Annotated in this window: 11 protein-coding genes; 7 read left to right on the top strand and 4 right to left on the bottom strand. The window is 72.3% G+C overall.

The window, feature by feature from the left end; all coding sequences use genetic code 11:
* The first annotated feature begins 160 nt into the window (after nt 1–160).
* Both ACIBX3_RS55015 and ACIBX3_RS55010 read left to right on the top strand, forming a co-directional pair.
* Nucleotides 161–631, top strand: a complete 471-nt coding sequence (locus ACIBX3_RS55015) for an ABC transporter permease (RefSeq protein WP_397128814.1) — start codon at nt 161–163, stop codon at nt 629–631.
* A gap of 111 nt (nt 632–742) precedes the next feature.
* A complete protein-coding gene (locus ACIBX3_RS55010) occupies nt 743–2,686 on the top strand; it encodes an AAA family ATPase (protein ID WP_397128813.1) in 1,944 nt (647 codons plus the stop codon).
* Nucleotides 2,687–2,829: 143 nt separating this feature from the next.
* Here ACIBX3_RS55010 and ACIBX3_RS55005 read toward each other — a convergent pair whose 3' ends face one another.
* Nucleotides 2,830–3,648: a hypothetical protein gene (locus ACIBX3_RS55005; RefSeq protein WP_397128871.1), complete on the bottom strand. Its 819-nt coding sequence runs from the start codon at nt 3,646–3,648 to the stop codon at nt 2,830–2,832.
* A gap of 221 nt (nt 3,649–3,869) precedes the next feature.
* Here ACIBX3_RS55005 and ACIBX3_RS55000 point away from each other — a divergent pair, with 221 nt between their 5' ends.
* From ACIBX3_RS55000 to ACIBX3_RS54985, 4 genes are all read left to right on the top strand, one after another.
* Nucleotides 3,870–4,094: a DUF6229 family protein gene (locus ACIBX3_RS55000; RefSeq protein ID WP_397128812.1), complete on the top strand. Its 225-nt coding sequence runs from the start codon at nt 3,870–3,872 to the stop codon at nt 4,092–4,094.
* A gap of 114 nt (nt 4,095–4,208) precedes the next feature.
* Nucleotides 4,209–4,430, top strand: a complete 222-nt coding sequence (locus ACIBX3_RS54995; protein ID WP_397128811.1) for a DUF6229 family protein — start codon at nt 4,209–4,211, stop codon at nt 4,428–4,430.
* A 16-nt stretch (nt 4,431–4,446) separates the two neighbouring features.
* The gene (locus ACIBX3_RS54990) at nt 4,447–7,338 is read left to right on the top strand and encodes a type 2 lanthipeptide synthetase LanM family protein (protein WP_397128810.1); all 2,892 of its coding nucleotides are present in this window, start codon (nt 4,447–4,449) and stop codon (nt 7,336–7,338) included.
* Nucleotides 7,335–9,227: an ABC transporter ATP-binding protein gene (locus ACIBX3_RS54985; RefSeq protein WP_397128809.1), complete on the top strand. Its 1,893-nt coding sequence runs from the start codon at nt 7,335–7,337 to the stop codon at nt 9,225–9,227. Before ACIBX3_RS54990 ends, ACIBX3_RS54985 begins: the two co-directional genes overlap by 4 nt.
* Nucleotides 9,228–9,350: 123 nt before the next feature.
* On the opposite strand, the gene ACIBX3_RS54980 is transcribed toward ACIBX3_RS54985, so the two are convergent.
* Complete coding sequence (locus ACIBX3_RS54980) at nt 9,351–9,617, bottom strand: DUF6401 family natural product biosynthesis protein (RefSeq protein WP_397128808.1); 267 nt, start codon at nt 9,615–9,617, stop codon at nt 9,351–9,353.
* A 72-nt stretch (nt 9,618–9,689) separates the two neighbouring features.
* On the bottom strand, nt 9,690–10,865 hold the full coding sequence (gene pobA, locus ACIBX3_RS54975; protein WP_397128806.1) for a 4-hydroxybenzoate 3-monooxygenase: 1,176 nt from the start codon (nt 10,863–10,865) through the stop codon (nt 9,690–9,692).
* Between the two features lie 70 nt (nt 10,866–10,935).
* Here pobA and ACIBX3_RS54970 point away from each other — a divergent pair, with 70 nt between their 5' ends.
* A complete protein-coding gene (locus ACIBX3_RS54970) occupies nt 10,936–11,703 on the top strand; it encodes an IclR family transcriptional regulator (RefSeq protein WP_397128805.1) in 768 nt (255 codons plus the stop codon).
* On the opposite strand, the gene ACIBX3_RS54965 is transcribed toward ACIBX3_RS54970, so the two are convergent.
* Complete coding sequence (locus ACIBX3_RS54965) at nt 11,672–13,438, bottom strand: thiamine pyrophosphate-dependent enzyme (protein WP_397128804.1); 1,767 nt, start codon at nt 13,436–13,438, stop codon at nt 11,672–11,674. The two genes, ACIBX3_RS54970 and ACIBX3_RS54965, sit on opposite strands and share 32 nt — an antisense overlap.
* Nucleotides 13,439–13,478 lie beyond the last annotated feature (40 nt).

The raw sequence follows: 13,478 nt of genomic DNA, 5'->3' as shown, positions 1-13,478 counted from the left end.
CGACCCTCACCCTGCGACGGCGCCATGGTGGCGCGACCGTAGGCGGCGGGTTCGACGACCGCGGACGCGTACTTCCTACCGCGCGCGCTGATTTCGCGCGGCCGCGGCCTGCCGGTGAAGGATCTCGTGCAACTCGGCCGAGCAGCGGGCCACCTCCGCCGTGTGCGCGCCGAAGGTTGCCCTGGCGCCGCTGCTGGCGGTGTGGATGGGCTTCGGACCGCAGCCGAAGGTCGTCATGGCGCTGCTGGTGTGCTTCTTCCCCGTCGTGCTGTCGGTGGCCAGCGGGCTGACTTCGACGCCGCCGGAGCTCGTGGAGCTGGCCAGGTCGCTGGACACGCCCCGGTGGCAGACGTTCGTCAAGATCCGCTTTCCCGGCGCGCTGCCGCAGATCTTCGTCGGGCTGAAGGTCGCCATGCCGCCGGCGTCGGTCGGGGCGGTGATCGGCGAGTTCAGCGCCGGGGACGCCGGGCTCGGGTTCGTGATCGTGCAGGCCGGGGGCAGTGCGGACACGGCGCTGGCGTTCGCGGCCATCGGGTTGCCCGGAGTCATGACCATCGGGCTGTTCTACGCCTTGGTGCTGGCCGAGCGCCTGCTGCTGCCCTGGGTCAGGGAGACGACGGCGATCCGCTGAGCGCCGTCCGGTCGCCACGCCACCGAAAACCCTCGTGCACGAGCCTATGGAACACCCTGGCACGCGGATGTCACGCCCCCTTGAGTAGGGGGCCGTGACACCGGGGGAGAGATGACCGAGGCGAGAGGTGTGCTGATCCGGGTGACCGGGTCCTTCGCGGTGGAGCGGGACGGGGTGCCGTGCCGGCGCGGGGTGGCCGGCGGGAAGACGCGGACGCTGCTGGGGCTGCTGGTGGCCGAGCGCGGCCGGGTGGTGACCGCGGAGCGGATCGTGCAGGCGCTGTGGCCGGCGCGCGGGCGGCCGCGGCGGCCGGTCGAGAACGTGGCGACGCTGGTCAGCCGGTTGCGCGGGACGCTGGGGACGGGGGTGGTGACGGGTGGGCGGCACGGGTACCGGCTTGGCGGCGCGCCTGACGTGCGCGTCGATCTGGACCTGGCCGCCGTGCTGGCCGGCGAGGCGGAGGCCCTGCTGAAGAGCGGGGAGCCGCGGGCGGCGGAGGTGGCGGCTGGGCGGGCGCTGGAGCTGCTGCACGGCGGCGCCGCGATGGACGGCGGAGAGGCGCTGGCCGGGGAGCCGGACGCCGAGTGGACGGCGGCCGTCCGGGCCGAGGCCGCCGGGCTGATGCGGCGGGTCAGGCACGTGGCCGCCGCGGCCGGGCTGCGCAGCGGTCATCCGGCGGCGGCGCGCCGGGCCGCCGAGGCCGCCGAGGCCGCCGTCGCGGCCGACTCGTTCGACGAGGTGGCGTACCGGCTGGTGATGCGGGCGCACATGGCGGCGGGCGAGCCGGCGAAGGCGCTGCTGGCGTACGAGCGATTGCGGAGCCGGCTCGCGGTGGAGCTGGGCGCGGACCCGGCGACCGAGACCCGGGCCCTGCACGTGGCGATCCTGCGCGAGGAGCCGCTCCCCGGCGCGGCGGAGGGCAGCACCGCGCAACCGCGGGGGCGGCCGTTCCTCGTCGCCACGGGAAGGGGCGCTCCACCAGCGGCCCCATCACCGGCGGCCCCAGCAGCGAGCGCCGCCGAGCCCGGGCCGGCCGGGCGAGGCAACGAAGTGGCGCGGATCTCAGAGGCGTGGGCGCGAGCCACCGCGGGCCGGACCGGGATCGTGCTGATCGCCGGAGAGCCGGGCATCGGCAAGTCGCGGCTGGCCGCCGAGGCGGAGCGGACGGCCGGGACCGCGGGCGCGATCGTGCTGCGGGCGCGCTGCCACGAGATCGAGCGCGCCCTGTTCCTGCAGCCGATCGTGGACGCCCTGCGCCCGTGCCTCGCCCACCTCGCCACGAGCGCCCTGCACGACCTGACCGGCGAGTGGGCGGCGACGGCGCTGGAGTCGCTGGCGAAGGGCCACTTCATGGAGAGCAGGTACGCCTTCGAGGCCGTGGCCGCGTTCCTCCGCGCGCTGGCCGGCAAGGAGCCGGTGCTGCTGGTGCTGGAGGACCTGCATGCGGCCGAGACGACGACCGTGCAGTTCGTGCACTACCTGGCCCGGCGGATGTCCGGCGTGCGCCTGCTGGTGGTCGCGACGGCGCGGGCGGACGCGGCCGTGGTGCTCGACGCGTTGCGTGGCGTGTCCGAGGTGATACGGCTCGGCCCGTTGCCACCCGAGGCGGTCCGGGAGCTGGCGACGGCCGCCGGGCAGGGATGGCGGGCAGATGAGGTGTTCCGGCGCACGCGCGGGCACCCCGAGCTGGTGGCCGCGCTCCTGGCCGGGCCTGGGGCGGGCGGGCTTTCCCCGGCCGAAGGGGTTCCGGAGACGGTGCGGGTGGCCGTGGTGGCGCGCGTGCGGGCGCTGGGCGACGACGTCGAGCGGCTCCTGCGGACCGCGAGTGTGCTGGACGGGGCGTTCGACCCCGTCGCGCTCGGCGCGTTGCTCGACCTCCCGCCTCAGGTGGCGGCCCATCTGTGCGAGCGGGCGCTCGGCGGCGGGCTGCTGGTGGTGGCGGGCAGCTCGTACGAGTTCGCCAACGACCTGACCAAGCAGGCGATCTACGCCGGCATGCCCGCCCCGACCCGCCTGGCGTACCGGCACCGTGCCCTGCTCGCGTCGCTCGTCTGAAGGATCACGGCCGCGCGGCCGGTCGTGCGGGTGGGCGGCAGGAGCCGGCGCGCGTGGCCGTGACCGATGGGTGGGGGCCGTCAGCGCGCCGGTCCGGCGGGTGCGGCCGGCGCGCACAGCGGCGGGTCCCCACTGAAGTGGGCTCAGCCGGGAGGCATGTCCGAGCGGGGCGGCGGCGTCTGCGGACGGGGCGGCATGTCCGAGGGAGGCGGCGCGCCCGGAGTCGTGCGGACGGGCGTCGTCTGGGCGCTCATCGCGCGGGCGTCCTCACGCCCCCGCTGGTACGCCTCGGCATGGGCCCTGGCCTGCGGCGCCTCCTCCTCGATGCGGCCCAGCCAGCGCTCCCAGCGCTGCTGCATCGGCCGGACGAGCCCTCCGCCGACGCCGATGGCCACGATCGCGCCCGCAGTGGCGAGGACGGTGATCAGGACCGGGGTCGTGACGGTGGTGGCCACGCCGATCTGGTTGAGCGCCGCGATGATGCCCAGCGCCCAGATGAACACCGCCGCCGCGGCCGCCAGCCAGCGGCCGTAGGACAGCCCGCCGAGCATCCCTTCGAGGATGTCCCTGACGCCCTTGGCGATGGCCCCGGCCACCACGACGATCACGATGGCCACGAGGGCCCTGGGCAGCCACGCCACGACGCCGTTGAGCAGCGCCGAGATCGGGTTCGGCCCGAAGACGCTGAACGCTATCTGCAGGGTGACCAGGATGATCGCGTAGAAGACGATCCTGGCGATCAGGCCGCTGGCGTCGTACTTGCTGCGCTCCAGCCAGCGGTGCACGCCGCTGCGTTCCACCGCCCGGTCGAATCCGACGCGTTCCAAGATCTTGTCGACGACCTTCTCCAGCGCCTTGGCCACGATCCACCCGATGATGAGAATCAGCAGGAACGCGACCAGCCTCGGAACGAATGTCGCTATTTGCCGCCAGGCGTCTTGGATGCCCTGGCCTATGTCGATATCCACGGTTTCCTCCTCCGAGGAGTCAATGCCTCGGCGCTACCCGGACTGCAACGATGTATGCACGCAGCGACACCGAAACTTCGCGCTAGGCGACATATCGCCGATGTCAGACATACAGACCGCGACGAATCCGCAACGGCGCCTGACAGCGCTCGCAACGGATTCGCAATCTCGACTGCCAGCCTGAGTGTCGGATCCCGAACCGAAAGGACGGATGAATGCCCACACTCACCCTGAACCAGGCGGAGACGATCGTCGCCGGCTGGCGTACCGGCGCCGAGCCGGTGGCCGGCTGGAAGAGCCCGGCGGGCCCGTTGTTCCCGAGCGGCGAATACGCCGAGGCGGACATCTCGGCCACGATAACCGCTGGGGTCTCCATCTGCGGCACGGCTTGTACGTGGTCGTGCCTGCAAAGCTCGAGAGTCAGATTGGCCTGCTGCTGATCCTTCACCGATCCGCGGCGCGGCCACAGTGTGCCGCGCCGCACCACACCCAACCGTGCCTCCCCCGCGGGAGGCACGGTTTCCACCCACGAACACACAGACAAGGGATGCGCCATGCAGGCACTGACCCTCGAACAGGCCGAGACGATCGTGGCCGACTGGCGCCGTGGCCGCCAGCCCGCCGACGGGTGGGAGAGCCCGGCAGGCCCTTTGTTCGCGACCGGCGAATACGCCGAGGCGGACCTCACGTGGAGCGGGGCGTGGCTGGGGACCTGCGGCACCAATTGCTCCGTGTCGTGCGCCATGGATTCCAAAATCGTGCGGACGTGCTGCTGAGATGACGATGAAACCCATGGATGAAGCCCCTCTGAGGGATCTCGACTCCATACGCGACTGCCTTCTGGATCCCGCGCTCGCCCGGCTTGCCGCGGAGCTCGAGTCCGTCGCCGGCCTGACGGACACGGAGCGGAAGGTCCTGTACGAGGCCGCCGCCAAGGCGATACGTGACACGCTGGCCCCCAAGACCAACATCGTGCTGATCCTTGAGCTGAACGCGGCCAGGCTCACCCGCCGGCTCACCGCGCCGGACTCACAGGCCCGCTGGAAGGAATGGGTGGAGGGCGCGGCCCGCCCGGAGTTCTGGGATTCGCTGGCAGGGCACTACCCGACGCTGTCGCGCCGCGTCCTGCGCCTGGTCGAGAACAGGTGTGCGGCGGCGTTGACGCTGGCTCGCAGGTTCGCCGCCGACCGTTCGTCGCTGGGCGAGCTGGTGGGGGGCGAGCCGGGGGCCCTGGCCGAGGTCGAGTTCGGGGTCGGGGACAGCCATCGCGGCGGGCAGACGGTGGCGATCCTCCGCTGTGAGGGCGGCCGCGTCGTCTACAAGCCGCGGTCGGTCGCCGTTGACGCCGCCCTGTCCCGGCTGCTGTCCCGGATCCTCGCCGACCAGCCCGCCGACACCCGTATCAGGGTGCCGGACGTGCTGGAACGCGATGGCTACGGCTGGACCGAGCACGTCGAGCACCGCTACTGCGCCGACGACGGGGAACTGCGGTGCTACTACCGCAATCTCGGACACTGGCTGGCCGTGATGCGGCTGGTCGGGGCCAGCGACCTGCACGCCGAGAATCTCGTCGCGGTCGGCCCGGTGCCGACCGTGGTCGACTGCGAGACGCTGTTCACGCCTCAGCCGCCTGCTCGGCCCTCCGGGTTCGGCCTGGCCATGGACCGCGCCGCGTCGCTGGTCGGCGGCTCGGTGCTGGGCACCGGCCTGCTGCCGAACCGTGGGCTGGTGCTCGGCTGGCGCGGGGTCGACTCCTCGGGCATGGGCCTGCTGCCGGATGAGCAGCCGGTCACGCAGATCAGGGTCCTCGTGGACGTGGGCACCGACGAGGCACGGGTCGGCTACGCGCTCGCGCCGCTCCCGGAGACGGCGAACCGTCCGAGCTCCGATCCTGTGCTGGGACGGTTCTGGGACGTGGCCGTCGCCGAGTTCGCCTGGATGACCGAGCGGCTGAAGCGGCTCGACCGGGACGGCGAGCTGGAGCCGCTGCTCGCCGGGTTCTCCGACCTGCCGATCCGGGTGGTGACACGTTCGTCCGAGTCGTACACCGAGCTGGCCCGGATGTTATGGCATCCGGTGGCGCTGCAGGACGAGGCGTCCGCCCGGCGCAAGGCGGCCGACCTCCTGGCCCGTCAGGCGGAGAATGTCCCCGGCACGCCGGCCGACCCTGCGGTGATCGAGGCGGAGGTCGACGACCTCCTCGAGGGCGACCTCCCCTTCTACAGCACCACCCCGCGCACCGGTGTGCTCACCGGGCCCCGCGGCACGAGCTGGGGCACGCCGGAGGATCTGCTGGCCGCCGCGTTGCGCCGCTGGCGGGAGGCGGACTTCGAGCTGGAACGGAAAGTGATCAAGTCCGCGCTGGTGGGGGCGTACCTGTACGAAGGCTGGCTGCCCGACATGGAGCGGCTCGCCCCCTCGAAGGTCACCACGAACAACGCCGACCGCCGCCGCCGGACGCTGGCCGCCGGCGTCATGCGCGAGCTGGTGGACTCCGCCATCCGCGCCGATGACGGCACGGCCACGTGGATCGCGCCGGTGCTCAACCCGACCGGCTGGGCCGTGCAGCCGCTCGGCCTCGACATGTATGCGGGTGCCTTCGGCGTCGCCGTGCTGCTGGCGGCCTACCACCGGGAGACGGAGGCGGGCAGGGCCGACCCGGTGGCGGAGACTGAGCCGCTGCTGGCGGAGGTGCTGCGGACCATCCGTACGGCCGAGGACAAACTGCGCCAGGACAGGGCGGCGGCCGAGGTCAAGGTCCGGCCGGACCACCCGGGAGGCTACCTCGGGCTCGCCTCCCGGATCTGGGGCTGGCTGCTGTTGCGGCGGTTCGGCGTGGTGGCCTCGGACGAGGCGCTGTCCCGGGCCGTACGGATCGCCGGGGAGATCGCGGAGACCGTGGCGGACGACACGTCGCTGGACCTGATGCGCGGGATGGCCGGAGCCGCGGTGCCGCTGCTGCGGCTCGCCGAGGTCACGGGAAACGCCGACGCCGAGGTCCTGGCCCGGGACATCGGCCGGCGGCTGGTGTCGGCCGCGGAGGTTCGCGACGGCATCGCGTTCTGGTCGACACTGGATCAGACCCAGCCCATCGGGGGTCTGTCGCACGGGGCCACCGGCATCGGCTGGGCGCTGGCGCGGCTGGCCGCGGCCACGGGGGACGAGAAGGCCGGCGCCGTCGCCGAGGCCGCCTTCGCCTTCGAGGAGACGCTGTACGACCCGGACCAGCGCAGCTGGCGCGACCTGCGCGACACCGGCGTCACCGCCGCGCTGTGGTGCCACGGAGCGGGCGGGATCGGGATCGTCGCCGCCGACCTGCTGCGGCGCGGCGGGGACACGCGGCGGTGGCTGGACGTGCTGGGCCGGGCCGCGGAGGCGTGCTGGTCGGGCAGCATGCACTGGAACCACACGCTGTGCCACGGCGACCTCGGCAATTGGGAGGTGCTCGATCTGGCGATGTCCGCCGGCGTCGGGCCGCGGGGCCTGGACCGTCCCACACTGGACGCCGGCGTGCTCGGCAGCATCGAGGAGCACGGTCCGGTCAGCGGCCTGGCCAGGGACGCCGTCGTACCTTCGCTCCTGCCCGGCCTGGGCGGCGTCGCTTACCAGTTGCTCCGCATGCACCCGGAATGCGACCTGCCCTCGGTGCTGCTGCCCGACCCCGCGGAAGAGGACCGGGTTTGAGCGGCGACGGCGCAGACGACGGGGACGTCGAGCTGGTGTTGCCCTACTACCAGCTCGACAACGCCGACCGGGACGCCGGCCTCTTGCAGATCGTCCGGCGGCTGCCCGCGGCGGTCCGGCCGGTTCTGGCCATGATCGCGCGGGCGGCGCCCCGGCAGGCGGCGGGGATCGCGGCACTGCAGATCGTGTCGGGCCTCGCCACGATGTTCGGCCTGCTGGGCACCACGGGCGTATTGCAGAGGTTGTTCACCACCGGCCTCACGGAGCATCGGGTGGCCGACGCGCTGCCCGCGCTCGCGGTGGTCGCCGGCGCGTACGCGCTGCGCGGCGCCGCCGACGCCGGGACCGCGCTCCTGCACGCCCAGGTGACTCCGGCCGTGCGGCGGCTGGCGGAGGGCGAGCTGTTCGCGGCGGGCCTGCAGGTCAAGCTCGCCGCCTTCGACGACGCGGCCTTCTACGACCGCATGCACCGCGCGCGCGACCACGGGTTGTTCCACATCCAGCGGGTGGTGGACAACCTGGTCGAGATGCTCGGCGCGGCGCTGGCCGTGGCCGCGGCGTCCGGCAGCATGGCCGTCCTGCACCCCGTGCTGCTGCCCGTGATCGCGGTCGGCGTCCTGCCGCAAGGGTGGGCCGTGCTGCGCTCGGCCCGGCTGGCGTACCTGCACATGACGCGTACGGTCACCATGAACCGCCGGGTGCAGATGATCACCGATCTGGCCACGGAACGATCGCCGGCCGCCGAGATCCGCGCCTGCCAGGCCGAGGCGTTCCTCACGGACGAGTACGCGCGGGTGGCCGACGCGCTGTGCGAGCAGGACGTCCGGGTCGGCGTGGAGCAGGCTCGCACGCAGGCGGCCGGGCGCACGATCACCGGGCTGGCCAACGGCTGCACGCTCGCCGCGCTCGGCACGCTGCTGTGGGCCGGATGGGTGCCGCTGGCGGTGGCGGGCGCCGCGCTGATCGCCGTCAGGACCGTGAGCACCGCGCTCGGCCGGCTGGTCACCGCGTCGAACCAACTGTTCGAACAGGGCCTCTATGTGACCGACTACCAGCGGTTCCTGGCCGACGCCGCGTCCCGCACGCCCGCCAGGACCGGACGCGCCGCCCCGGTCGCGCCCGGCCGGGTCACGCTGAGCGACGTCGAGTTCCGCTACCCGGGCAACCCGGACGCGCGCCCCGCACTGCGCGGCGTCAACCTCACCCTCCACGCCGGCCAGATCATCGCCCTGGTCGGCGAGAACGGCTCGGGCAAGACCACCCTCGCCAAGATCATCGCCGGCCTGTACGCCCCGACGGCGGGCCGGGTCGACTGGGACGGCGTGGACCTTCGCGAACTGGACCCGAAGACCGTCCACGACCGGATCGTCATGGTGATGCAGGAACCCGTCCGGTGGCCGCACACGGCCCGCGTCAACGTCAGGGCCGGCCGGCACGACCGGGACGACCCCGGCGATCGGGCACTGCGCGAGGCCGCCACGTCGGCGGGGGCGGACGCCGTGGTGGCGGGACTGCCGCACGGCTGGGACACGCTGCTGTCCAAGTACTTCCACGGCGGCACGGAGTTGTCCGGCGGTCAGTGGCAGCGCCTGGCGGTCGCGCGCGGGCTGTTCCGCGACGCTCCCCTGCTGATCTGGGACGAGCCGACCGCCCCGCTGGACGCCAGGGCCGAGTTCGCCGTGTACGAATCGCTGCGCAGGCTGGCGCACGGCCGTACCGTCATCCTGATCACGCACAGGCTGTCCAGCGTGCGCAACGCCGACCAGATCTACCTGCTGCACGAGGGCGCGGTCGTCGAGCACGGCACGCATGACGGACTCCTCGGCGAGTCCGGCCGGTACGCGGAGCTCTACGCGCTGCAGGAGCGGATGCACGCGGCCACCCCGTAGGGTGATCTTCAGGCATCGCAGCGGCGTCTACGCCCGGCGGGCACCTGCCGTGCGTGCTGCCGGTGGACAGCGAACGGAGGTGTTCGAGGCCGGGGCCACCACCTGGGCCTGGCGGCCGGGGTGTCAGGCGGGCAGCTCGTCGCCGAGGAAGCCCAGCTCCTGCGCCAGCCAGCACACCGCCGTCAGCCGCAGCGCCGGGCCGTCGGGCTCGCCGGTGAAGGACCAGCCGCCGTGGCGGAGCTCGTCGAGGAAGCCGAGCAGGTAGTCACACAGGGTCTCGCGATCCAGCGGGATCGCGTCACGCAGCACGGCCGCGTGCTGGTCCACCGCGGCCACCAGCCCCGGATCGCTGCCCATCCGGGCGAGCTGGGCGTCGCCCAGCGTGTTCATCAACCACCGAAAGGGCGAAGCCGCCCAGCCTTCCTCAAACACCACCAACCAACCTTAAAGCATTTTCCAAGCTCAGCTGCCATATGGCAGCCCGACGTAATTCTCCGCGAGCGTCGTGGCCGCCGCCTCCGACGAGGTGACGTAGTCCAGATAGGACAGTTGAAGCCGCCGCCCGTAGGCGTCCTCGTCCTCGAACGTGTGCAGCAGCGTCGTCATCCACCACGAGAAGTGCTGCGCCCGCCACACCCGCTTCAGGCACGCCTCCGAATACCCGTCCAGCAGCGCCGTCGACCCGTCCGAGAAGTACGCGGCCAGCGCCTCGGTCAGCACGCGGACGTCGGCCACCGCCAGGTTGAGCCCCTTGGCCCCGGTGGGCGGCACGATGTGGGCGGCGTCCCCGGCCAGGTAGAGCCGCCCGTACTGCATGGGCTCGACCACGAAGGACCGCATCGGCGTGACGCCCTTCTCGGTGATCTCGCCGGTGGTCAGTGAGAAGCCGGGCACGTTCTCCAGCCGCGCCCGCAGCTCGTCCCAGATCCGCTCGTCGGGCCAGTCCTCGATCCTGGTGTCGGCCGGGACCTGCAGGTAGAAGCGGCTGACGCTGGGCGAGCGCATGCTGTGCAGCGCGAAGCCCCGATCGGTCCTGGCGTAGATGAGCTCTTCGGAGGACGGCGTGACGTTCGCGAGGATGCCGAGCCAGGCGAAGGGATACTCACGCTCGAAAACGGTCAGGACGTCCTCCGGGATGGACGGCCGGGACACGCCGTGGAAGCCGTCGCAGCCGGCGATGACGTCGCAGTCGAGCCGCTCGCCGCCGAACGTCACGTACGGCCCAGTGTCCGACCCTGGCTCCAGCGAGTGCACCTCCACATCCTCGACCTCGAACCGCACGTCGCCGCCCGCCGCGAGCCTGGCCGCGATCAGGTCCTTGACCACCTCCTGCTGCCCGTACACGGTGATCGCCCTGCCGGGCACGAGCTTCTCGAAGGGGATGCGGTGCCCGGCGCCGCCGTACCGGAGCTCGATGCCGTGGTGCGGCAGCCCTTCGCGCAGCATCCGCTCCCCGACGCCGGCCTCGACGAGCGTGTCGACCGTGCCCTGCTCCAGCACGCCGGCCCGCACGCGGCGCTCGATGTAGTCGCGGCTGCGCTTCTCCAGCACCACGGAGGAGATGCCGCGCAGGTGGAGCAGATGAGAAAGCAGCAGGCCCGCGGGGCCCGCGCCGATGATTCCGACCTGAGTTCGCATGAGGGAAGCATGCTGGGTGAAGGCCACCCGTGCCGAGAGAGCTCTTCCGCTCAATGGAAGAATTGGGAGCATGGCAGGCAGGTCCCGTGAACCAGGCCGCACCGTGACGTCCAAGGTGCTGGCCATCCTCGGCGCGTTCGACGCCGCCCACCCGCAGCTCACGCTGACGGATCTGGCCAGGCGGAGCGGGGTGCCGCTGAGCACGGCGCACCGGCTGGTGGCCGAGCTGGAGGACTGGCAGGCGCTCAGCCGCGACCCCGACGGCCGGCTGCGCGTCGGGCTGCGGCTGTGGGAGCTGGGCCAGCTCGCCCCCGGCCGCCTGCTGGCGCTGGCGCATCCGTGGCTGCAGGAGCTGTTCGTCACCACGGGCGAGAACGTGCACCTGGCCGTCCGGGACGGACTCGAGGTGCTGTACGTGGACAAGGTGTACGGCCGCCGCGCCGTCCCCATCGTCTCAAGGACCGGCGGCCGCCTGCCGATGCACCCGACGGGCGTGGGCAAGGCGCTGCTGGCGTACGAGCCGGACTGGTTCGTCAAGTCCTACCTGGCCCGCAAGCTCGAACGCCCCACCCCCCACACGATCACCGAGCCGGGCCGGCTGGCCAGGGAGCTGGCGGCCGTCCGCACCCAGGGGTACGCGCTCACGTACGAGGAGATGACCCTGGGCTCGTGCTCGGCGGCGGCGCCGATCCTGGTGGACGGACGGGCCGTGGCGGCCGTGGGGATCGTGCTCTCCTCACGGCGCGCCCGCGAGCTGCCCCGCCTCATCGACCCGCTGCTGACCACCGCGGCGGGAATCGCGAAAGCTAGTCCCCCATCTTCTGGATCCGGTCCTTGAACAGCGTGGTGGCGATGGCCGCCCGGTGCGGCTGCCCCTTGAGGAATGCCTGGGCGAAGCTCTTGGCCTGCTCGTAGGAGACCTTGCCGGGCATGGGCGGCTCGTTCGGGTTGACGTCCACGTCCACCAGCGCCGGGCCGTCGTGTGAGAGTGCCTGCCCGATCGCCAGGGCCACGTCGTCCGACTTGGTGACCTTGGCCCCGAATCCGCCGCACGAGCGGGCCCAGGCCGAGAAGTCGGCCTCGGGCTCGGCGTAGCGCACGCCGTGCTCGGGGTAACCGAGCACCATCTGCTCCCACAGGATCTGGCCGAGCGAGTTGTTGTTGTTGATGACCACCTTGATCGGCAGCCGGTGCTGGACCGCCGTCAGGAACTCGGCCATCAGCATCGAGAAGCCGCCGTCGCCGACGTACGCGATGACCTGCCGGTCCGGGAACGCGTGCTGCATCGCGATCGCGTACGGCAGCCCGTTCGCCATCGTGGCCAGCGTCCCGGACAGGTAGAACTCGCGCCCGCCGCGGATCGTCCAGTGCCGGGCCGCCCAGGTGGCGACGGTGCCGCTGTCGCAGGTCAGGATGGCGTCGTCGGTCGCGAGCTCGTCGAGGATGGAGGCGACGTACTGCGGGGCGATGGGGGCGCGGTCGGGGTTCTCGAGTGCGTCCATGTCGGCCCGCCACTTGGCCGTCATCTGCTGATATTTCGTCAGATGATCGTTGTCGTCCCGGCGGTGGAGCAGCGGCAGCAGCGCCGCCAGCCCCTCCTTGGCGTCGCACACCACCGGCACGTCGGTCGGGACCCGCGCCCCCGCCCTGGTCGGCTCCGCCTCGAACTGCACCACCCGCGCCTTGCCCGGCTCGGGCAGGAACTTCGAGTACGGGAAGTTCGTGCCGACCATGAACAGTACGTCGGCGTCGTCCATGAGCTCCTCGCTCGGCCGGGTGCCGAGCAGCCCGATCCCGCCGGTCGTGTACGGCGAGTCGTCCGGGATGACCGCCTTGCCGGGCAGCGTCTTGACCACGGGCGCCCCGAGCGCCTCGGCCACCGCCAGAACCTCCTGCCTGGCGTGCAGCGCCCCCTGCCCGACCAGCACGGCGGGGCGTTCGGCGTGGTTGAGCACCTCGGCGGCCCACTCGATGTCCTCCTGCCGCGGGATGCCGGAGGGTTGCAGGTAGAGCGGCGTGGTCTGCGGGGGCCTGGCCGGGGCCACGTGCTTGTACGGGTCCGCGCCGGCCTCGGCCACCTGGATGTCGTTGGGCACGGTGAGATGGGAGACCCCGCGCCGCGCGTACGCCGTCCTGATGGCCAGGTCGACCAGCGACGGCAGCTGCGCCGGGTTGGTGATCATCATGTTGTACTCGGCGACGTCGGCGTACAGCCGGTCCAGATGGACCTCCTGCTGGTAGCCGGTGCCGAGCACGGACGTCTCCTGCATCCCGGTGATCGCGAGCACGGGGACGTGGTCGAGCTTGGCGTCGTAGAGCCCGTTGAGCAGGTGGATCCCGCCCGGCCCCGACGTGGCCAGGCAGACCCCGAGGCGCCCGGTGGCCTTGGCGTAACCGGTGGCCATGAAGGCCGCGGCCTCCTCGTGGTGCACGAGGACGAAGCGCACCCGGTCGCGATGGCGCCGCAGCCCCTCCATGATGCCGTTGATGCCGTCGCCCGGCAGTCCGAAGACGGTGTCGACCCCCCACGCCGCGAGCCGTTCGATCAGGGATTCCGATGCGATTCGAGCCATGTGAGCGGCCCTACCCCGGGCCGCCATTCCCATGTCAAGT

Source organism: Nonomuraea sp. NPDC049480 (assembly GCF_044465905.1).
Lineage (GTDB): Bacteria > Actinomycetota > Actinomycetes > Streptosporangiales > Streptosporangiaceae > Nonomuraea.
This window is presented reverse-complemented; position numbering and strand designations above follow the sequence as displayed.